This is a genomic window from Pseudomonas sp. QLc11A, from assembly GCF_052112305.1.
Classification (GTDB): Bacteria; Pseudomonadota; Gammaproteobacteria; order Pseudomonadales; family Pseudomonadaceae; genus Aquipseudomonas; species Aquipseudomonas laurylsulfatiphila.
This window is the reverse complement of record NZ_JAVAJJ010000006.1, coordinates 100,878-120,276: the sequence shown is the minus strand read 5'-3', so window position 1 is coordinate 120,276 and position 19,399 is coordinate 100,878. Positions and strand designations below refer to the sequence as shown.

The window sequence follows — 19,399 nt, the reverse complement described above, 5'->3', positions numbered from 1 at the left end:
TCAGCTTTCCAGCCAGACGTCCCGTGCCCAGTGCCACACCGACTCCCAGGTTTCTTCGGCGATCAGCTCTTCTTCGGCCTGCCAAAGCACCACGGTGCCGTCTTCTTCGACGCAGTAGTAGTCGTCACCGTCCTGGCAGATCGGGATCAGGCTGCGATCGACACCGGCGTCCCAGGCGTTGGCGGCAACGTCGGGCAGGTAGGTGTGGGATTGCGGGTCAGTCACGGTGACCGGTTCCAGGCTACCGTAGACCACGTCGCTGACGGTCAGCAGAAACTCTCTGAAGACGAATGGAATGTCGATGAACAGTTGTTCTTCGATTTCGACCAGCAGGTCTTCGTCAGGCAACTCCAAGGGGACCGGTACCGGTTCGTTGGCTTCACGCAGTTGTTCGATGATTTCTTCCACGTCCGGGATCCTCTTGCTTGTATGGCGCGGTTTATATGGGGCGGTTTATACAGTAGCTTGCTATAGATGCAACCGCGAAATAGAAAACCCCAGCCAGGGCTGGGGTTTTCTTTTCAGCAAGTGAAGCGCGGTGCGGGATTAGCCGTTCTGGCGGATACCTGCCACCAGCCAAGGCTGGTTTTCGCCCTGTGCACGTTCCATGTTCCAGCTTTCGCTGAAGACTTCGCCCTGGTCGAAACGCGAAGTTTTCGACACGCCGGTGAAGGTCAGGGTGGCAATGGTCTTGTCGGCGCGATCATCCACACCGTCCAGCTGTACATTGAGGTTATCAATGTAGGTGGACTGGAAACCGTCACCCAGGTCGGCACGCTCACGCTTGAGGAACTCCAGCATTTGCGGGGTCACGAACTCGGCGATCTTGTCCATTTCATTGGCGTCCCAGTGCTGTTGCAGGGACTGGAAGTGATTGCGCGCTGCTTCGACGAAGTTTCTTTCGTTGAACCAGGCTGGAGCGTTGATCACTGGACGAGCGGCAACAGGCGCTGGCGAACCACCGAAAATCGAACCGCCGGCAGGCTTTTGTTCGAACGCTTCACGTTGCATCGGTGCGTGACCGGCCGGAGCGTAATGCTCCTGCTGCTTGCGACGACGGGCGGCGATAAAGCGGAAGACCAGGAATGCAATGACAGCCATGATCAGGATGTCGAGGATCTGCATGCCCTGGAAGCCGTCGCCCATGAACATGGAGGCCAGCAGGCCGCCGGCAGCGATACCGGCCAGAGGGCCGAGCCAGCGCGAAGCGCCACCGGCCTTGGCAGCGGCGCCAGCGGCACCGGCAGCACCAGCGGTCGCCGCAGCGCCGCCCATGCCTGGAGAAGAAGGAGCCATCTGGCTGGTCTGGTGCGTCGGCGCAGCGCCTGCGCTTTTGCCACCACCGAAGCGCTTGGCGGCATTGACGTCGAGACTCATCGTCAGGCCGATGCACAACGCCATGGCGATGCTAAGAAAACGTTTCATAAAGGGAATTCCCATTTGTGGAAGGCACGCGCGCCATGTTGCACAGCTGAAGTGTTACTGGCTAGCGGCAGAGTGTTTCGGGCTTTTGCCTGACAGGTTTTATTCAGCTTCAATCAGTGCAATAGGGCCTTTTGACTTTGGTCTGTCAGATGAATGGATAAGTTCTGTAGGACGCTCGCTTAGCGACGTAATGCCAGCATGACGACTCCGGCCGTGATCAGACCCATTGCGCCCCATTGGCGCAAGTCGAGTTTTTCACCCAGCAGGACTACGCCAAGTACGGCCACCAACACCACGCTGAGTTTGTCCACCGGGGCAACCAGTGACGCTGGACCGACCTTGAGTGCACGGAAATAGCAGATCCACGACGCACCGGTGGCCAGGCCAGACAACAGCAGGAACAGGTAGCTCTTTGCCGAGATCGATCCTAATGACTGATATTGGCCCGTAGCGTACAAAATCAAGGCCAGGCTGACCAATACCACGATCGTACGCAGCAGGGTGGCGAAGTCGGAATTGACGTTTTCGATGCCGACTTTCGCGAAAATGGCGGTCATCGCCGCGAACGCCGCCGATAACAGGGCCCAGAATGTCCAGGAGGAAAAAAAGCCTGAGCCCATGCTTTTTTGCACCTTATTCAGATCAATATCTGCAAGACCACACGGAACCCTGTGGGAGCGGGCTTGCTCGCGAATGGGTACACCGCGGTAGTGCAGTAATACCGCGTCATCGTTCTTCGCGGGCAAGCCCGCTCCCACAAAGGTCCTCTGTCTGGTTCAGATCGCTTCCAGCTTGGCGTAACCCAGCATCAGCCACTTGCTGCCTTCGCTGAAGTTCACCTGCACCCGGGCCTGAGCACCGGCGCCCTCGAAGTTGAGGATCACGCCGTCACCGAAGATCGAATGGCGTACGGTCTGGCCCAGACTGAAGCCGGTTTGCGGAATTTCGCTGCCGCTGAACAGGTTGCTGCCACTCATCGACTGGTTGCCACCGAACGGCCGGCTGACGCTGTTGGACAAACGTACTTCCTGAATAAGGCCTTTGGGCACTTCGCGTACGAAGCGCGACACCTTGTTGTAGGTCTCGCTGCCATAAAGGCGTCGGGTTTCAGCGTAGGTCATTACCAGGTTCTGCATCGCCCGGGTAATGCCGACGTAGGCCAGGCGACGCTCTTCCTCAAGGCGGCCGGGCTCTTCCAGGCTCATCTTGTGCGGAAACAGGCCTTCTTCCATGCCCACCAGGAACACGTAAGGGAATTCCAGGCCCTTGGCGCTGTGCAGGGTCATCAGTTGAATGCTGTCTTCGTGCTCGTCGGCCTGCGTATCGCCGGCCTCCAGCGACGCGTGACCGAGGAACGCTGCCAATGGCGTCAGGTCTTCGTCTTCTTCGCTGTTTTCGAAGTTACGCGCGGCGCTGACCAGTTCCTCAAGGTTTTCCACCCGGGCTTGGCCTTTTTCGCCTTTTTCCGCTTCGTGATAGGCGATCAGGCCCGATTGCTCGATGACGGTCTGGGTCATCAGGTGCAGCGGCATTTCCATGCACTTGGCGGCGAGGTTCTCTATCAACTCGATAAACGCGCCAAGGGCACCGGCCGCACGACCGGTCAGGCCTTTGTTGGCCACCAATTGGCGCATCGCTTCCCACATCGATACATCGCTGTGGCGCGCATGGTCGCGGATCGCTTCGACGGTTTTCTCGCCGATGCCGCGGGCCGGCACGTTGATCACCCGTTCCAGCGCGGCGTCGTTGCCCCGCCCTTCGAGTAATCGCAGGTAAGCCATGGCGTTCTTGATTTCGGCGCGCTCGAAGAAGCGCTGGCCGCCATAGATGCGGTACGGAATGCGTTCACGCAGCAGCGCTTCTTCCAGAACCCGCGATTGGGCGTTGGAGCGGTACAGAATTGCGATATCGCTGCGAGACAGGCCGGTTTTCAGCGCGCTTTCGATGGTTTCGACAACGTAGCGTGCTTCGTCGTGTTCGTTGAAGGCTGCATACAGGTTGATTGCCTCGCCGTCGCCACCGTCGGTCCACAGCTCTTTGCCCAGACGTCCGGTGTTGTTGGCGATCAAGGCGTTGGCTGCCTTCAGGATGCCGGCGGTGGAGCGATAGTTCTGCTCCAGGCGAATGGTTTCGGCGTCCGGGAAGTCTTCGGAATACTGGTAGATGTTCTCGATTTTCGCGCCACGCCAGCCGTAGATCGACTGGTCGTCATCGCCCACCACCATCAGGCTGTCGCCACCCTTGGCCAGCAGGCGCAACCAGGCGTACTGCACGGCGTTGGTGTCCTGGAACTCGTCCACGAGGATGTGCCGGAAGCGCTTTTGATAGTGAGCGAGCAGGCCTGGGTGATCGCGCCACAGATCGAGGGCGCGCAGCAACAGTTCGGAGAAGTCGATGACACCGGCGCGCAGGCACGCGGCCTCGTAGGCCTCATAGATGCCGCGCATGGTCGCCAGGAACAGATCGCCACTGGCTTGAATGTGTTGCGGGCGCAGACCTTCGTCTTTCTGCCCATTGATGAACCATTGGGCCTGACGGGCCGGCCAGCGTTGCTCGTCCAGGCCGAGTTCGCGGATCACCCGCTTGACCAGCCGTTGCTGGTCATCGCTGTCGAGAATCTGGAAAGTCTGGCTCAAGCCTGCTTCCTGCCAGTGCGCCCGCAGCAAGCGGTGCGCCAGGCCGTGGAAGGTGCCGACCCACATGCCGGCCGGGTTGATGCCCATCAGTTGCTCGATGCGCTGGCGCATCTCGGCAGCAGCCTTGTTGGTGAAGGTCACCGACAGGATGGAGTGGGGCGAGGCGTTTTCAACCTGGATCAGCCAGGCGATACGGTGCACCAGCACTCGGGTTTTACCGGAACCAGCACCGGCCAGGACCAACTGACGACCCACGGGGGCCGCTACGGCCTGGCGTTGGGCATCGTTGAGGGAGTTCAGCAGAAGGGAGAGATCATCGCGCATCGGGGCATTCTAGGGGGCCGCGACACACCGGGCAAACTCCGCTTCGCATTAACCGATGAAAGTTACGCGAGGGACGACCGGTCAGTCATCGGCTGCAGGCGTTGGCGGGGCGTGCCTTTAGGGTTTTCAGGGTGGGGCGGCGGCTGAAAAAATTGGCGATTTATTGATCAACAGCAGTTTGGTCCGGGCAATTGCTTGTGTATGCTCCGAGCAGTTTCGGGCCCATGCTCATCATTATAAGAACAAGAACATCGCCTATGACCCTCAGCTTCGACCTGTCGGGCCCCACTGTGGAGCCCCGGGTTATCAGAAAGCAATACGCCATGGAAATGGCGGTCGAACGCACGCGCCTGTTGTATCAGGGCTCGCTGCTGCCCACGTTGTTCATGCTGATCAATGGCCTGGTCTGTGCCGGTTTGCTCTGGAGTCCGCAGCGCTATTTCCTGGTCAGTGTCTGGCTGGTGTGGTTGTTGTCCTTGGTGGCATTGCGGGTGATTCAGGTCGCAGCCTTCGATTCGGCCATCCCCAATCGTCAAGCCCAGCCCATTTGGCGGCGGATGTTTTTGCTGGGTTCCGGCCTCACCGGTCTGACCCTGGCCGGTGCCGGCATTGCCCTGGTTCCCGCCGATAACTTCATTCAGCAAGCCTGGGTCTTCGGCCTCATCGGTGCCGCAGCGCTTTCGGCCAGCGTGGCTTATGCCGTCAGTTTGCCGGCCTTTCTGTCTTTCACTTTGCCCTGCCTGCTACCGGCCATTGCCTATATGTTTTGGGGCGGTGACGAACAGCAGCAGGGCTGGGGCTGGTTCGGGCTGATTCTGCTCGGTGCATTGAGTGTGGTTGCCTGGCAGGTCAATCGATTGATCGATCGGGGCTTGATGCGACGCTTTCAGAACCAGGCACTGATCGAGCATCTGCAGCAGGCGCAAAGCTGCAGTGACCAGCTCAATCAAAAGCTGGCCAAGGAGATCGAACAGCGTCGACGCGCCGAGAACGAATTGCGAGAGATCCAGGTCGACCTGGAAAACCGCGTCGCTCAGCGCAGCCTGGAGCTGGACGCCGCCAATCAGGCGCTGAGCAAGAGTGAAGCCCGCCTGGCGCTGGCATTGAAGGCCAGCGAGTTGGGGTTGTGGGACTGGAATCTGCAAACCGACGAAGTCCATCACACGCAGATTCAGGAATTGTTCGGCCTGGAGCCGGACCAGGTCACGGCAATCCTGCGTCATCTCAAGCCGCGTCTTCACCCCGAGGACCTTCCAGCGCTGAAAAGGGCGCTGGTCGAGCATCTGAAGGGTCGCACCGAGGACTATCAAATCGAGTATCGCGTGCGCCATGGCGATGGCCACTGGGTCTGGATCGAGGACCGTGGGCGGGCGGTCGAGCGTGCCGAGAACGGACGGGTTTTGCGCATGGTCGGCACTCGGCGCGACATCAGCGTCAGCAAAAACCTGGAAGAGCAGCGGCAACTGGCGGCGACCGTATTCGAGGCGGCCAGCGAAGGGATTGTGATTTTCGACCCGAACTATGCCCTGATCGCAATCAATCAAGCCTTCAGTCGGGTGACCGGCTATGCCATCGAAGACATGATCGGACGCAATGTCGTTGAGTTGCCATGCAGTCGCGATGCGCGTCGGCATTACGCCACGATCCATCAGGCGCTGGAGCAGCAAGGCAGTTGGCAGGGCGAATTGGTGGAAACCCGCAAGAACGGCGAGATGTATCCGCAATGGCTGCAATTGAATGCCGTGCGCGATAGCCGGGGAAATGTCAGCCATATCGTGGGCTTCTTCGCGGATCTTTCTGCCCGCCGGGAATCCGAAGAGCGAATGCGCTATCTGACCCATTACGACGAACTCACCGGTCTGGCCAACCGCGCGATGTTCCGCGAGCGCCTCAGCGAGGCTCATCAACGAGTACGACAGGGCGGTTATCGCAGCCTGGCCTTGCTGCACATCAATCTCGACCGGTTCAAGCAACTCAACGACAGCCTGGGGCATGAAGTCGCCGACCAGTTGTTGCAGAAAATGGCCCGGCGACTGGTGAATGCATTGCCTGAAGCAGACACCATCGCGCGCCTCTCGGGCGATGAGTTTGCCGTGCTGTTCAACGCCTACGGCAACCTTTCGAGCCTGGCCCGGGTGGCGACTCGTCTGGCGAGCAAGTTGCGTTTGCCGGTGACCATTGACGGGCATGAGCTGGTGGTCAGTGCGTCAATGGGCATCAGTCTGTTGCCGGATAGCGCCCGGGAAATATCGGCACTGGTCAGTCAGTCGAACATGGCGATGCAGCATGCCAAACACCTGGGTGGCGACAATTTCCAGTTTTACACCGACAGCTTGCAAGCCAGCACGCTGGAGCGTTTACAACTGGAAAACCACCTGCGCAAAGCCATCGAAGACAAACAGCTGAAGGTGTTTTACCAACCGAAACTGTGCCTGGCCACTGGCCGGTTGAATGCCGCCGAAGCCTTGGTGCGTTGGGATCATCCGACCATGGGCCGTGTGCCGCCGGGGGATTTCATCGGCCTGGCTGAAGAAACCGGATTGATCGGCCCGATCGGTGAGTTCGTGCTGCGTCAGGCCTGCTGGCAAGCCTGTGAGTGGCAGCGGCAGGGGCTCGATGCGATTCGGGTGTCGGTCAATCTGTCGGTGCATCAATTGCGCCAGGGCAAGCTGGTCAGTCTGGTGCGACAGGTGCTGGAAGAGACCGGGTTGGCACCGCACTACCTGGAGCTGGAGCTTACCGAAAGCCAGTTGCTGGACAGCGTCGAGCACATCATCGCAACCTTCCAGCAGTTGCGTGATCTGGGCGTGAAGCTGGCGATCGATGATTTTGGCACCGGGTATTCGTCTTTGAGTTATCTCAAACGCATTCCGGTGGACTACGTGAAGATCGACCAGGCGTTTATCCGCGGACTGGGCGAGGGCACCGAAGATGCCGCGATCACACGGGCGATCATTGCCATGGCTCATGGCTTGTCGTTGAAGGTTGTCGCGGAAGGGGTGGAGCACCAGGAGCAGCTTGAGTTTCTCAAGGCTGAGCGCTGCGATGAGGTGCAAGGTTATCTGATCAGTCGGCCGGTCGAGGCGCAGGTCCTGGCCGTTTTGCTGCGAGAGAATGGTGTGGATTGACCGAAATGGCTTCCCGTCAGGCCATGGCGGTCTGACGGGAAGTTTGCAGCGGGTAATTCTTTAATCGGTGATCAGTACTTTATCAATATGGTGAAGTAACTTTCCTGCGAAAAAAATACTGACGCCGGTGACACTGGAAGGCCCCATTTTTTTATATTCGACAAACTTGTCTGTCAGGACTTGCAATGCAATTTCGTGGGTTGTTTCAAGTTCCAGGTCGAGTCGCAAATCAAAAGACTTGTCCTGGATTTCGCTCAATACCAGCCTCGGCGTAATGCCAGAGTTTGGAACGGTTACCGTGCCAAAGGCACGGAAGGAAGCCGCGCCGGGCATGCGGTCAATTTGGGCGACCCAATTTTTAGTTGTAATGGTCATTGTGTGTAACTCCTGTAATTAAGATAATTGCGTCCTGCCTGTTTAATATATCCCTCTCTGTTTGGTTGGTGGATGGCGATACTTAACTTGTTTGTAAGTTGATGTGGGCTATACGTTGTTGGTGAGTAACCAGTACTGACGTTTGTAAGAAAGGCACATTTCAGCCGTAGCGCCAGGTGGCGGGCATTGATAAGCAACGGGAAAGCGCGCAATGAGCGCTACATGGGGCACGCGTGCCTGAATGCCGAGGGATGTGGTTACGCATTGAGCAGGCAAAAAGCCGATTCATGTAGTATAACTACAAGCGTGCTACATCCCCGGCACCTGCCAATAACAAAGAGTCCAGCCCTTTGAATCTGCTGCAACACATCGCCCAGTCTCGTCACCTGTTACGCAAGTCGGAGCTCAAGGTCGCCGACCACGTGCTGCTTGATCCTGCGGCCGTGATGCACAGCTCCATGGCCGACCTGGCCCACAGCGTGGGCATCAGTGAGCCGACCATCGTGCGTTTTTGCCGTGCCATCGGCTGTTCCGGCTTTCAGGACCTGAAGCTGAAGCTGGCCCAGAGCCTGGCGGCCGGTGCGAGTTTTGGCCAGTTTGCGATCCACGAAGACGACTCGGTCGCCGACTACAGCCTGAAAATCTTCGACACCACCCTGCACACCCTGATGGAGGTTCGCGAGAAACTCGATCCGCTGGAGTTGCAGAGGGCCGTGACGCTGATGTCCCAGGCCCAGCGCGTCGAGTTCTATGGTTTTGGCGCCTCGGGTGCGGTCGCGGCGGATGCACAGCACAAATTCTTCCGGTTGCTGCTTACTGCAGCGGCGTACTCCGACCCGCACATGCAGGCGATGTCGGCCGTGACATTGAAGCCGACTGACGTGGCCATCTGCATTTCCCAGTCGGGTCGTTCCAAGGACCTGCTGATCACCGCCAACCTGGTGCGCGAAAGCGGCGCTTCGTTGATCACGTTGTGCCCAAGCCAGACGCCATTGGCCGAGTTGTCGACGGTCAACCTGGCAATCGATGTGCACGAGGACACTGAAATCTATACGCCGCTGACCTCGCGTATCGCCCACCTGGTGGTGATCGATGTGCTGGCGATGGGCGTGGCCATGGCCCGCGGCCCGAGCCTGGTCAATCACCTCAAGAGCGTTAAACGCAGTTTGCGCAGTTTGCGGTTGTCACCCAAGTCGGTGAAAGCGCTGGACGACTGACGTCGTCGTAAGGTCGTTCCGACCTTAATCGCGAGCAGGCTCGCTCCCACCTTTGACCGCGATCTCCTGTGGGAGCGAGCTTGCTCGCGATGGCGTCCTCGGATACTCCGCAATTTTCATCAGTCTGTAACACCCGAGCCGCCAAACCGTCATCCCTCGCGCCTATCTTGAAACTCCCGTACTCGCCTTGGGAGACTCGAAATGGCCATGCCCTACGAAGAACGCAACAGCGCTGTCAAAACCCGTCGTCAACAAGAAGACCAGCGCCGTATGGAATTCCGTCGCGCCATCGAAGATCGCTGCGAACGCCGTCAGCTTCTGGCCGAAATTGGCGACTTTCCGGAGTTGGAACTCAACTTCTGGCAGGCATCTCCCTCGACTTCCCGTCGAAACGCTCAACCAGCGCGCTGATCTGGATCCGTTCGCTGCGGATAAACGCCAGGAAGGCGTGAGCCACCGGTGACAGGCGTTTCGCCTTGGCCTGCACCAGGCACCAGCTGCGAAACAGTGGCAGCTCTTCGATGGGTAGCTCGATCAACCCACCGGTTGCCAGCTCAAGGTTCAGGGCGTGGCGCGTCAACAGCGCAACGCCCAGGCCTGCCAGTACACATTCTCGCTGAGCTTCGGCAGACGAGACTTCCTGAGTCTGGTTGAAGTGCACACGCTTCTCTTTGAAGTATTCTTCGCACGCCAGCCGCGTCCCGGAACCTGGCTCACGCAGCAACAGTGTGTAGGGCTCGAGATCCTGCAAGCGCAGCGGCCCCATGTGACACAGCGGGTGATCCGGTGGCGCCACGGCGACGATCGGGTTGTTCAGGAACGGCAGGAACTCCAGGCCCATGTCCTGAGGCACCATGGACATGATCACCAGGTCGTCGCGGTTGTCCGACAGACGCCGAATCACCTGGCCGCGATTGACTACCGTCAGTTGCAGGTTCACCTCCGGGTGCTGGCGTTTGAATGCGGCAAACAGATGCGGCACGAAATATTTGGCGCTGGATTCAACCGCCAGTTTCAATTGCCCCTGCAACGAGCCCTGCATGTCCGACAGCTGCATGTCGAGGTTTTCCAGGCGTCCGAAAATATCCCGGCTGGCTCGCTGTAACGCTTCAGCGGCTTCGGTCATGTAGAGCTTTTTGCCGACGTAATCGAACAACGGCTGGCCAATCAGCTCTTCGAGCTGACGAATCTGCAGGCTGACAGCAGGTTGTGTGAGCGACATTTCGTCGGCCGCGCGGCTGTAAGAGCGCAAATCACAGACCTCATTGAAGATCTGCAATTGCCGCAAAGTCATACGCATCAATGACTTACGCATTATCCGGTCACTCTGGTCGCTGGCTGGTGAATCAACTATAAGTCTTTACTTATGCGCGACCCAATTATTATTCATTTTTGTTAATCCCTTGTGGGCGCTAGTGTGGACCTGCGACCAATTTGAAACATTTGGTCACTCGTCGACCTGGTGTCTAGCAGGTTGTAGGTACCACCGGCTCAAGGGAAACTCCAAGTGATAACAAAGATCCTGATCGCCAACCGTGGTGAGATTGCCGTACGAATCGTACGTGCCTGTGCCGAAATGGGCATTCGCTCGGTCGCGATCTATTCCGACGCTGACCGCCATGCCTTGCATGTGAAGCGTGCGGACGAGGCCCACAGCATCGGTGCCGAACCGCTGGCCGGTTATCTGAACCCGCGCAAGCTGGTGAACCTGGCTGTGGAAACCGGTTGCGATGCACTGCACCCCGGTTACGGTTTCCTGTCGGAAAATGCCGAACTGGCGGAAATCTGCGCTGAGCGCGGGATCAAATTCATTGGTCCATCGGCTGAAGTCATTCGCCGCATGGGCGACAAGACCGAAGCGCGCCGCAGCATGATCAAGGCCGGCGTGCCGGTCACTCCGGGCACCGAAGGCAACGTGTCGGGCATCGAAGAAGCCCTCACCGAAGGCGATCGCATTGGCTATCCGGTGATGCTCAAGGCCACATCCGGTGGTGGTGGTCGGGGTATTCGTCGCTGCAACAGCCGTGAAGAACTCGAACAGGCTTTCCCTCGGGTCATTTCCGAAGCCACCAAGGCATTCGGTTCGGCGGAAGTGTTCCTGGAAAAATGCATCGTCAATCCCAAGCATATTGAAGCGCAGATCCTTGGCGACAGCTTCGGCAACGTGGTGCACCTGTTCGAGCGTGACTGCTCGATCCAGCGCCGCAACCAGAAGCTGATCGAGATCGCCCCGAGCCCGCAACTGACCCCGGAACAGCGCGCCTACATCGGCGACCTGTCGGTGCGTGCAGCCAAGGCCGTGGGCTACGAGAACGCCGGCACCGTGGAGTTCCTGCTCGCCGAGGGCGAGGTGTACTTCATGGAGATGAACACCCGGGTGCAGGTGGAACACACCATCACCGAAGAAATCACTGGCATCGACATTGTCCGCGAGCAGATTCGCATTGCCTCCGGCTTGCCGCTTTCGGTGAAACAGGAAGACATCCAGCACCGTGGTTTCGCCCTGCAATTCCGGATCAACGCCGAAGACCCGAAGAACAACTTCCTGCCGAGCTTCGGCAAGATCACCCGTTACTACGCGCCCGGCGGTCCCGGTGTGCGGACGGACACGGCGATCTACACCGGCTACACCATTCCACCGTTCTACGACTCCATGTGCCTGAAACTGGTGGTGTGGGCGCTGACCTGGGAAGAGGCGATGGACCGTGGTCTGCGCGCCCTCGATGACATGCGTCTGCAAGGGGTCAAGACCACTGCCGCGTACTACCAGGAAATCCTGCGTAACCCGGAATTCCGTAGCGGCCAGTTCAACACCAGCTTCGTTGAAAGCCACCCTGAACTGACCAACTACTCGATCAAGCGCAAACCCGAAGAGCTGGCCCTGGCCATCGCCGCCGCCATCGCCGCCCACGCAGGCCTGTGAGGAATAGAACAATGACAAAGCAAATCCACGTTACCGACACGATCCTGCGCGACGCCCACCAATCGCTGCTCGCCACCCGCATGCGCACCGAAGACATGCTGCCCATCTGCGACAAGCTCGACAAAGTCGGCTACTGGTCGCTGGAGTGCTGGGGCGGCGCAACGTTCGACGCCTGTGTACGTTTCCTGAAGGAAGACCCGTGGGAGCGTCTGCGCCAACTGCGCGCCGCGCTGCCTAACACCCGCCTGCAAATGCTGTTGCGCGGCCAGAACCTGCTGGGCTACCGCCACTACAGCGACGACGTGGTCAAAGCCTTCGTCGCCAAGGCCGCGGTCAACGGCATCGACGTGTTCCGTATCTTCGACGCCATGAACGACGTGCGTAACCTGCGCGTGGCCATCGAAGCGGTGAAAGCCGCCGGCAAACACGCCCAGGGCACCATCGCCTACACGACCAGCCCGGTGCACACCATCGAAGCCTTCGTGAACCAGGCCAAGCAAATGGAAGCCATGGGTTGCGACTCGGTGGCGATCAAGGACATGGCCGGTTTGCTGACCCCATACGCCACTGGCGAACTGGTCAAGGCTCTGAAAGCCGAGCAATCGCTGCCCGTGTTCATCCACTCGCACGACACCGCTGGCCTGGCCGCGATGTGCCAGATGAAGGCAATCGAGAACGGTGCTGACCATATCGACACCGCGATCTCCAGCTTCGCCTGGGGCACCAGCCACCCGGGCACCGAGTCGATGGTCGCGGCCCTCAAGGGCAGCGAGTTCGACACCGGCCTGAACCTGGAATTGCTGCAAGAGATCGGCCTGTACTTCTACGCCGTGCGCAAGAAGTACCACCAGTTCGAAAGCGAATTCACCGCCGTCGACACCCGTGTGCAAGTCAACCAGGTGCCGGGCGGGATGATTTCCAACTTGGCCAACCAGTTGAAAGAGCAGGGCGCGCTGAATCGCATGAGCGAAGTGCTGGCCGAAATCCCGCGAGTTCGCGAAGACCTCGGCTTCCCGCCGCTGGTGACCCCGACCTCGCAGATCGTCGGCACCCAGGCGTTCTTCAACGTGCTGGCCGGCGAGCGCTACAAGACCATCACCAACGAAGTGAAGCTGTACCTGCAAGGCGGCTACGGCAAGGCGCCGGGCATCGTCAACGAACAACTGCGTCGCCAGGCCATCGGCAGCGAAGAAGTGATCGACGTGCGCCCAGCCGATCTGCTCAAGCCGGAAATGGCCAAGCTGCGTGCCGATATCGGTGCTCTGGCCAAGTCTGAAGAAGACGTGCTGACCTTCGCGATGTTTCCGGACATCGGTCGCAAGTTCCTCGAAGAGCGCGCGGCCGGAACCCTGACACCTGAAGTGCTGTTGCCGATTCCGGAAGCCGGCAAGGTGGCTTCGGCGGGCGGTGAAGGCGTACCGACCGAGTTCGTCATCGACGTTCACGGCGAAACCTACCGCGTCGACATCACCGGTGTCGGCGTCAAGGCTGAAGGCAAGCGTCACTTCTACCTGTCCATCGACGGCATGCCGGAAGAAGTGGTGTTCGAGCCGCTCAACGAATTCGTCGGCGGCGGTAGCAGCAAGCGCAAGCAAGCCACCGCACCAGGCCATGTCAGCACCACCATGCCGGGCAACATCGTCGATGTGCTGGTCAAGGAAGGTGACACCGTCAAGGCGGGCCAAGCCGTGCTGATCACCGAAGCGATGAAGATGGAAACCGAAGTCCAGGCGGCCATCGCCGGTAAAGTCACCGCCATTCACGTGGCCAAGGGCGACCGGGTGAACCCGGGCGAGATCCTGATCGAGATCGAAGGCTGAGTTAACAGCCTCGATACAACGCTTTAAACCTCGGGGGGGCATGTGCTCCCCTTTTTTTATGCTCTGGATTTGGCGATCAGACGCTCATCCCCTGTTGTCGCGACCGACTTTTCCGGCATCGTCCGTAAGGCAATTTCTGGTTTTGTGGCTTTCGAACTATTGGTTCGGCGTGATCTGCATTATTTTGCGTTTTTTTACCACGCAAGTGGTTTGATCTGCATTTTAATACACATAGCCACTGTGCCTGCGCTCTTCGTGTGCACTATATTGCATTCATCGCGATAATCAGCCATGAGAATATGCATTTAAATGCAGGTGGTGACGACATGTACGATCTGACTCTACAGATCTATTGGGCAGGAAACTGGCACGACGCCATGATTTTGAGCTTCGACAGCCCTGAAAAAGGCTTCGAAAGTCGCTGCAATTTTGGCTACCAGCAAACGTATCTTTTTGAAAATTACGAAGATATTGGAACTCCGTTCGCCAAGGCAGTGAGCGCGAGATTCCCTTTGGATTGGGATGGCAGACGATCCAATGCGCCAGCATTTTTACATGATGTTGCACCCGCAGGTGCAGCCAAAAGGTTCCTTTTGGCGCATATAGGCAAAGACAAGCCCGCGGACGTAAGTGCAGACCTTTACCTGCTGGCCAGAAGCACACCGGCGCCGATTGGAAATATGCGGGTCAAGGCGTCTGCCGAAGCAGTGGATCAGCGTGAGCCGATTGGTTTTGAGCGCCAGGACGTCATAAGTCGCAATAATCGATTTCTTGAGTATGCCTATGAGCAGGGGGCTGCCATTGGTGGCGCAACAGGTGCAGGTGGCGAGGCTCCGAAGCTTTTGTTGGCTCAGAACAAGGCGGGGCTACTGTACCCGGATGCAGTACTTGGGGATGCCGACGTCACTCAACATTGGTTTGTGAAGTTCGCCCGCAACAAGGGGCTGGAAACTGATCAGGTAATCCTCAGAAGCGAGTATCACTACTACAGGGCGCTCCAGAGTCTGGGGATTGAAACTGTGGCCGTCGAGGGGCTTGCACTGGAAGAAGCAACCAAACCCAGCTTGTGGATGCAGCGTTTTGACCGCCAAGTGACCGACCAAGGCGTCGAGCGCTTTGCCGTGGAGTCAATTTACTCGCTGGCAAACATTACGACGCCGGGTAGTGCTTTGGACCACATGGACGTTATCCGCTTGTTGGCAGGACTATGGCGTGAGGCGGGGCAGGCGGATCAAATCCCGGATCTCGTTGCCGATTATCTTCGTCGGGATCTGATCAACAAAATCCTCGGCAACTCGGATAACCACGGACGCAATACCGCAATCATCCGAGATGACGCCTCGTTTCGCCTTGCACCCATTTATGATTTAGCGCCCATGGTGATGGACGACGAAGGTGTGACACGGACCACCAAGTGGCCAAAAGATCTGGAGAGAGCGGGTGACGTTGATTGGCGCGGGGTGTGCCGTACATTGGCCGACATCGCTGACCCGGATGATCCATTGGCCGCTTTGAGTGACGTGCAGGATCTATTTGAGCGCCTGCGTGAAGATGCAAATCGTCTGATGGCGCTCCCCGATATTCTCTCGGCCAGCGGTCTGCCTGGACAGACAATGAATCACCCACAAATTGCATTAAAAAATCTGGAGCAACGTTTGAAAGAGTGGGGCTTGAAATGAGCATGACCGTTGCTGAGCGCACAGTGCTCATAGAAAGCATTCAAGAGGCTTTAGCTCAGGGCACTCTTGAAATTGGCGAAGCGGTTCGACGGTTGCGAGTCGAAGTCACCGGCCTGCACCAGACCCAATTCGCCAAAATGTGCAGAATCTCGGTGCGCACGCTGGTGCACATTGAACATGGAGAAGGGAATCAGACACTGAAGTCTTTGAACGCAGTGTTCCGTCCGTTTGGACTGAAAATGGGTGTGGTGCGGATTCGACGGGATATCAGCTGAAACTGCTCCGATCGTACGTCCTGATTCGGCTTTATAACGCGGCATATTGAAGATCAAAGGATCGCAGCCTTCGGCAGCTCCTACAGGATATACACCGACCCTGTAGGAGCTGCCGAAGGCTCGGTCCGCGCTCGGGCGATCTTTTGCTTTTGATGCTTTTAGCCGCGGCACTCAACGAGGCTTTTCAACTGCCTCGACCCCGTCTGGTTCTCATCACTCAACCACTTCTCGAACCCGGCCCCAATCGCCGGCCATTCCGAATCCAGGATCGAGTACCACGCCGTATCGCGGTTCTGCCCCTTGACCACCATGTGCTGGCGAAACACACCCTCAAAACTGAAACCCAAACGCTCGGCCGCATATTTGGAGCGGGCGTTGGCGTTGTTGCATTTCCATTCCAGGCGACGGTAGCCGAGGGCGAAGGATTCCTTGGCCAGCAGGTAAACCGCCTCGGTGCTTTTCGGCGAGCGCTGCATCGGCGCGCCGAAGGTGACGTGACCGATTTCGATGCGGCCCTGGGCCGGGACGATGGACATCAGGCTGAGGATGCCCTGGACCTCGCCGCTGGCGCGATCGATCACGCTGAAGAAGTACGGGTCGCTATTGGCTGCGTGGTTGTTCAGCCAGTCATTGAAGGCACTGCGCTCCGGGAAGGGACCGTATGGCAGATAGTCCCAAAGCTTCGGGTCGGCGCCCGGGCCTTGCAGCGCTTTGAACAGGTCGTCGCCGTGGCGCGCCGGGTCGAGTTTTTCCAGGCGGATGAAGCGTCCTTCGATCAGTTGCGTCGTGGGGGCTGGGACGCCTTTCCAGTTGGCGAGTGAAGTCGACATGTTGTTCTCCTTGAACCTTAAATGGCTTTGCGAAACTGGATGAAACCGGGGCGTTCTGCAAGGCGCTCGTAGAGCTGGATCGCGGTGGCGTTGGTTTCGTGGGTCAGCCAGTGCACCTTGTTGCAGCCGTCGGCCTTGGCCGTGGCGTAGACGAACTCGATCAGTTGCCGGCCGACACCGGTGCCTCGGGTTTCGGGGACCACCAGCAAGTCTTGCAGGTAGCAGGCGTTTTCGATGGCCCAGTTCGAACGATGGTAGATGAAGTGCACCATGCCCACGGCTTTGTTGTCAGCCCAGGCGAGGGCGGCGTGGGTCGGTTCGTTCGGGTCGAGCATGCGCTGCCAGGTGCTGTGAGTGACGGCCTCTGGCAATTCGGTTTTATAGAAGCGCAGGTAGGCTTGCCACAGCGGCAGCCATGCCGCGTGATCACCGGAGGTGACTTGGCGAATGTCGATTTGACTCATGGTGATTTCCTTAGCGCATCAATTGGGCGAGGGTCTGGTCGTTGACGTCGGGGCTGGCGGCCAGGCCATCGCGTACGCCGGCGATGTCGACGGGGCTGCGGTTCTGGCTGAGCTTGCGTTTGCCTTCCAGACGGTCGATGGGAATGGCGAAACCGACGATGGCCTTGAGCATGCCGTCGATGTAATCGGCGGGGGCATCGGCCACTGACCATGGTTGGGCGCGGCCAGCTTCATGACGGTCGGTGAGGGTGCTGACGATGTCGAGCAGCCGCCCGCCATCGCTAAAGGTTTCGGCTCGGCCATAGGCGTGTACGGCGACGTAGTTCCAGGTTGGCACGACTTTGCCGTGTTCGGCCTTGCTCGGGTAGAAGCCGGGGCTGACGTAGGCGTCGGCACCGGCAAAAATCAGCAGGGCTTCGGCACCGTCGCGCAGGTCTTTCCACTGTGGATTGGCTTTGGCCAGATGCCCGTACAACGTGCCGTTCAAGCCTTGTTCGCAATGCAGCAGCACCGGCACATGACTGGCTTGCAGGCCGCTTTCGCCGTGGGTCACCAATATGGCGAGACGGGTGGCGAGGATCAGTTCATGCAGTTGGGACAACTCGTCGATGGCAAAAGCGCGCGGCGTATACATGGAGATATTATCCTTGGCGAATGCCTTCATCCTAGGCAGGCTATTGGTCTGTTGTAAGAGCCATTAATGACCAATTTCATAGGTCCATTGTCATGACGGATGCGCCGCTTTCCCTGTCGTTCAACCCGGCCGGTATCGAACTCGACCGTCGCCAGGGGTTGAGTCGACAGCTCTATCAGGCCTTGCGCCTGCGCGTCCTCGACGGACGATTGGCCAGTGGAACGCGTCTGCCGGCCAGTCGTGACCTGGCCGCAGCGCTGGCTATTTCCCGCAACAGCGTGGTGCGTGCCTACGATCAGTTGTACGCCGAAGGCTTCATTGAGGGGCGAGTCGGGGACGGCACTTATGTCGCGCAACTGCCTCAGGCGGCGTTGCCGGCAAAAAAACTATCCACAAAAATATCCACAGGCTTTTCAACAGGGTTATCAACAGCCTTATCCACAAATTGGCTCGAATTACCTGTGGATCCATCCAGCAAAGTTATCCACACCAATCCGTTGGCACGGGTAAAAAACAACCATTTACCCAGTCCGCCGAGCGGTCCGCCGCGGGCATTTCGGGTCGGTGTTCCGGCGTTCGATCTGTTTCCATTCGAGGTCTGGGCCAAGCTGAATGCGGCTTTCTGGCGCAAACCGGATTTGCAGCAGCTGTGCTACGGCGACCCGGCTGGCGATGCGCGCTTGCGCGGGATGATTGCTGCGTACTTGCGCAGTTCTCGTGGCATGCAGTGCACGGCTGAACAAATTGTGATCACCAGTGGTGCGCAGCAGGGGATCAGCCTTTGTGCACAGCTGTTGGTGGAGCCCGGTGATGGGGTGGCGATTGAAAATCCCGGGTATCGGGCGGCCGGTCATGCGTTCGCCGTGGCAGGTGCGAAGTTGCATGGGGTGGCGGTGGATGGCGAGGGCATCGACTGCGCTGAACTGGCACAGCTGCGTGATTGCCGTTTGACCTACGTCACCCCGTCCCATCAGTACCCCACCGGGGTGGTGATGAGCCTGGCTCGCCGTCTGGAGCTGCTGGCCTGGGCCGAGCGCACCCAGGGCTGGATCGTCGAGGATGACTACGACGGCGAGTACCGCTACAGCGGTGCGCCACTGGCGCCTCTGGCGGCACTGGATCGGCAAGGCCGGGTGCTCTATGTCGGCACGTTCGGCAAAGTGGCGTTTCCGGCGTTGCGCCTGGGTTACCTGGTGTTACCGACAGGGCTGGTGCAGGCTTTTGCTCAACGCCGTGCCGTGGACGTACGCCATTCCGAGGTCAGTACCCAGGCGGTGATGGCCGAGTTCATGGCGGCCGGGCATTTCCAGCGGCATATCCGCCGCATGCGCCGTGCGGCGTTGAGTCGCCGTAACACATTGCTCAATGGCTGGCCGGCGGAGATTCCCGGGGTCGGGCCATTACCCACCGTCGCCGCCGGGTTGCACGTGACCGTCCCCGTCGATGGCGTGGCGCGTGAACGTGAACTGATCGAGTTGGCGCAAAGCGTCGATGTCGAGATCAACGGCTTGAGCAGCTATTGGTTGCCCGATTCCACGACACCGATGGATCAGCGAGCGGGGCTGGTGCTGGGCTTCGCCGCCGTGCCCGAAAAATCGATCGAGTCTGCGCTGGAGCGATTGCGGGCGGTGTGGCGTGCTGGCTGAAACGCGGGTAAAAAAAGACCTGC

Annotated in this window: 17 protein-coding genes; 8 read left to right on the top strand and 9 right to left on the bottom strand. The window is 58.7% G+C overall.

Going from position 1 to position 19,399, the window contains the following annotated elements:
• The 4 genes from Q8X48_RS11260 to uvrD all read right to left on the bottom strand — a co-directional run bounded on the left by Q8X48_RS11260 (nt 1) and on the right by uvrD (nt 4,385).
• Nucleotides 1-408, bottom strand: a complete 408-nt coding sequence (locus Q8X48_RS11260) for an SMI1/KNR4 family protein (RefSeq protein ID WP_003187120.1) — start codon at nt 406-408, stop codon at nt 1-3.
• A gap of 138 nt (nt 409-546) precedes the next feature.
• On the bottom strand, nt 547-1,425 hold the full coding sequence (locus tag Q8X48_RS11255; RefSeq protein ID WP_126048363.1) for a Tim44 domain-containing protein: 879 nt from the start codon (nt 1,423-1,425) through the stop codon (nt 547-549).
• 179 nt (nt 1,426-1,604) lie between these two features.
• Nucleotides 1,605-2,045 carry an EamA family transporter gene (locus Q8X48_RS11250; protein WP_095964376.1) on the bottom strand — a complete coding sequence of 147 codons (441 nt, stop codon included), beginning with the start codon at nt 2,043-2,045 and terminating at the stop codon, nt 1,605-1,607.
• A 156-nt stretch (nt 2,046-2,201) separates the two neighbouring features.
• Nucleotides 2,202-4,385: a DNA helicase II gene (uvrD, locus tag Q8X48_RS11245; RefSeq protein WP_095964375.1), complete on the bottom strand. Its 2,184-nt coding sequence runs from the start codon at nt 4,383-4,385 to the stop codon at nt 2,202-2,204.
• Nucleotides 4,386-4,642: 257 nt separating this feature from the next.
• On the opposite strand from uvrD, the gene Q8X48_RS11240 reads away from it, so the two are divergent.
• Nucleotides 4,643-7,513 (top strand): EAL domain-containing protein, encoded by a 2,871-nt coding sequence (locus Q8X48_RS11240; protein ID WP_407800744.1) that lies wholly within the window; start codon nt 4,643-4,645, stop codon nt 7,511-7,513.
• A 60-nt stretch (nt 7,514-7,573) separates the two neighbouring features.
• On the opposite strand, the gene Q8X48_RS11235 is transcribed toward Q8X48_RS11240, so the two are convergent.
• Nucleotides 7,574-7,888: a hypothetical protein gene (locus Q8X48_RS11235; protein ID WP_407800745.1), complete on the bottom strand. Its 315-nt coding sequence runs from the start codon at nt 7,886-7,888 to the stop codon at nt 7,574-7,576.
• A gap of 350 nt (nt 7,889-8,238) precedes the next feature.
• On the opposite strand from Q8X48_RS11235, the gene hexR reads away from it, so the two are divergent.
• Together hexR and Q8X48_RS11225 are read left to right on the top strand one after the other, a co-directional pair.
• On the top strand, nt 8,239-9,105 hold the full coding sequence (hexR, locus tag Q8X48_RS11230) for a transcriptional regulator HexR (protein WP_007954250.1): 867 nt from the start codon (nt 8,239-8,241) through the stop codon (nt 9,103-9,105).
• Between the two features lie 201 nt (nt 9,106-9,306).
• Nucleotides 9,307-9,516: a PA3496 family putative envelope integrity protein gene (locus Q8X48_RS11225; RefSeq protein WP_007971698.1), complete on the top strand. Its 210-nt coding sequence runs from the start codon at nt 9,307-9,309 to the stop codon at nt 9,514-9,516.
• On the opposite strand, the gene Q8X48_RS11220 is transcribed toward Q8X48_RS11225, so the two are convergent.
• Entirely contained in the window at nt 9,458-10,420 is a 963-nt protein-coding gene (locus Q8X48_RS11220) for a LysR family transcriptional regulator (protein WP_007971700.1), read from the bottom strand. The genes Q8X48_RS11225 and Q8X48_RS11220 overlap by 59 nt on opposite strands.
• 192 nt (nt 10,421-10,612) lie before the next feature.
• Here Q8X48_RS11220 and Q8X48_RS11215 point away from each other — a divergent pair, with 192 nt between their 5' ends.
• The 4 genes from Q8X48_RS11215 (at nt 10,613) to Q8X48_RS11200 (ending at nt 15,802) form a co-directional block, all read left to right on the top strand.
• Nucleotides 10,613-12,028 (top strand): acetyl-CoA carboxylase biotin carboxylase subunit, encoded by a 1,416-nt coding sequence (locus Q8X48_RS11215; protein ID WP_007971702.1) that lies wholly within the window; start codon nt 10,613-10,615, stop codon nt 12,026-12,028.
• 11 nt (nt 12,029-12,039) lie between these two features.
• Nucleotides 12,040-13,848: a sodium-extruding oxaloacetate decarboxylase subunit alpha gene (oadA, locus tag Q8X48_RS11210; protein WP_407800746.1), complete on the top strand. Its 1,809-nt coding sequence runs from the start codon at nt 12,040-12,042 to the stop codon at nt 13,846-13,848.
• A 326-nt stretch (nt 13,849-14,174) separates the two neighbouring features.
• Nucleotides 14,175-15,527: a HipA domain-containing protein gene (locus tag Q8X48_RS11205; protein WP_095964372.1), complete on the top strand. Its 1,353-nt coding sequence runs from the start codon at nt 14,175-14,177 to the stop codon at nt 15,525-15,527.
• Complete coding sequence (locus tag Q8X48_RS11200; protein WP_095964371.1) at nt 15,524-15,802, top strand: helix-turn-helix domain-containing protein; 279 nt, start codon at nt 15,524-15,526, stop codon at nt 15,800-15,802. Before Q8X48_RS11205 ends, Q8X48_RS11200 begins: the two co-directional genes overlap by 4 nt.
• Nucleotides 15,803-15,960: 158 nt before the next feature.
• On the opposite strand, the gene Q8X48_RS11195 is transcribed toward Q8X48_RS11200, so the two are convergent.
• The 3 genes from Q8X48_RS11195 to Q8X48_RS11185 are packed head-to-tail and all read right to left on the bottom strand — an operon-like array spanning nt 15,961 to nt 17,730.
• Nucleotides 15,961-16,632 carry a GNAT family N-acetyltransferase gene (locus tag Q8X48_RS11195; RefSeq protein ID WP_407800747.1) on the bottom strand — a complete coding sequence of 224 codons (672 nt, stop codon included), beginning with the start codon at nt 16,630-16,632 and terminating at the stop codon, nt 15,961-15,963.
• A 17-nt stretch (nt 16,633-16,649) separates the two neighbouring features.
• Nucleotides 16,650-17,096, bottom strand: a complete 447-nt coding sequence (locus Q8X48_RS11190) for a GNAT family N-acetyltransferase (protein ID WP_407800748.1) — start codon at nt 17,094-17,096, stop codon at nt 16,650-16,652.
• A 10-nt stretch (nt 17,097-17,106) separates the two neighbouring features.
• A complete protein-coding gene (locus Q8X48_RS11185) occupies nt 17,107-17,730 on the bottom strand; it encodes an FMN-binding negative transcriptional regulator (protein WP_126048349.1) in 624 nt (207 codons plus the stop codon).
• A gap of 92 nt (nt 17,731-17,822) precedes the next feature.
• Between Q8X48_RS11185 and pdxR the strand changes: the two genes are divergently transcribed.
• The gene (gene pdxR / locus Q8X48_RS11180; RefSeq protein ID WP_407800749.1) at nt 17,823-19,376 is read left to right on the top strand and encodes a MocR-like pyridoxine biosynthesis transcription factor PdxR; all 1,554 of its coding nucleotides are present in this window, start codon (nt 17,823-17,825) and stop codon (nt 19,374-19,376) included.
• Nucleotides 19,377-19,399: the final 23 nt, after the last annotated feature.

Coding starts and splice junctions, on each gene's coding strand:
- Q8X48_RS11255 (WP_126048363.1), bottom strand. CDS start 1,425: ATGAAACGTTTTCTTAGCATCGCCATGGCGTTGTGCATCGGCCTGACG.
- Q8X48_RS11250 (WP_095964376.1), bottom strand. CDS start 2,045: ATGGGCTCAGGCTTTTTTTCCTCCTGGACATTCTGGGCCCTGTTATCG.
- uvrD (WP_095964375.1), bottom strand. CDS start 4,385: ATGCGCGATGATCTCTCCCTTCTGCTGAACTCCCTCAACGATGCCCAA.
- Q8X48_RS11240 (WP_407800744.1), top strand. CDS start 4,643: ATGACCCTCAGCTTCGACCTGTCGGGCCCCACTGTGGAGCCCCGGGTT.
- Q8X48_RS11235 (WP_407800745.1), bottom strand. CDS start 7,888: ATGACCATTACAACTAAAAATTGGGTCGCCCAAATTGACCGCATGCCC.
- Q8X48_RS11225 (WP_007971698.1), top strand. CDS start 9,307: ATGGCCATGCCCTACGAAGAACGCAACAGCGCTGTCAAAACCCGTCGT.
- Q8X48_RS11220 (WP_007971700.1), bottom strand. CDS start 10,420: ATGCGTAAGTCATTGATGCGTATGACTTTGCGGCAATTGCAGATCTTC.
- oadA (WP_407800746.1), top strand. CDS start 12,040: ATGACAAAGCAAATCCACGTTACCGACACGATCCTGCGCGACGCCCAC.
- Q8X48_RS11205 (WP_095964372.1), top strand. CDS start 14,175: ATGTACGATCTGACTCTACAGATCTATTGGGCAGGAAACTGGCACGAC.
- Q8X48_RS11200 (WP_095964371.1), top strand. CDS start 15,524: ATGAGCATGACCGTTGCTGAGCGCACAGTGCTCATAGAAAGCATTCAA.
- Q8X48_RS11195 (WP_407800747.1), bottom strand. CDS start 16,632: ATGTCGACTTCACTCGCCAACTGGAAAGGCGTCCCAGCCCCCACGACG.
- Q8X48_RS11190 (WP_407800748.1), bottom strand. CDS start 17,096: ATGAGTCAAATCGACATTCGCCAAGTCACCTCCGGTGATCACGCGGCA.
- Q8X48_RS11185 (WP_126048349.1), bottom strand. CDS start 17,730: ATGTATACGCCGCGCGCTTTTGCCATCGACGAGTTGTCCCAACTGCAT.
- pdxR (WP_407800749.1), top strand. CDS start 17,823: ATGACGGATGCGCCGCTTTCCCTGTCGTTCAACCCGGCCGGTATCGAA.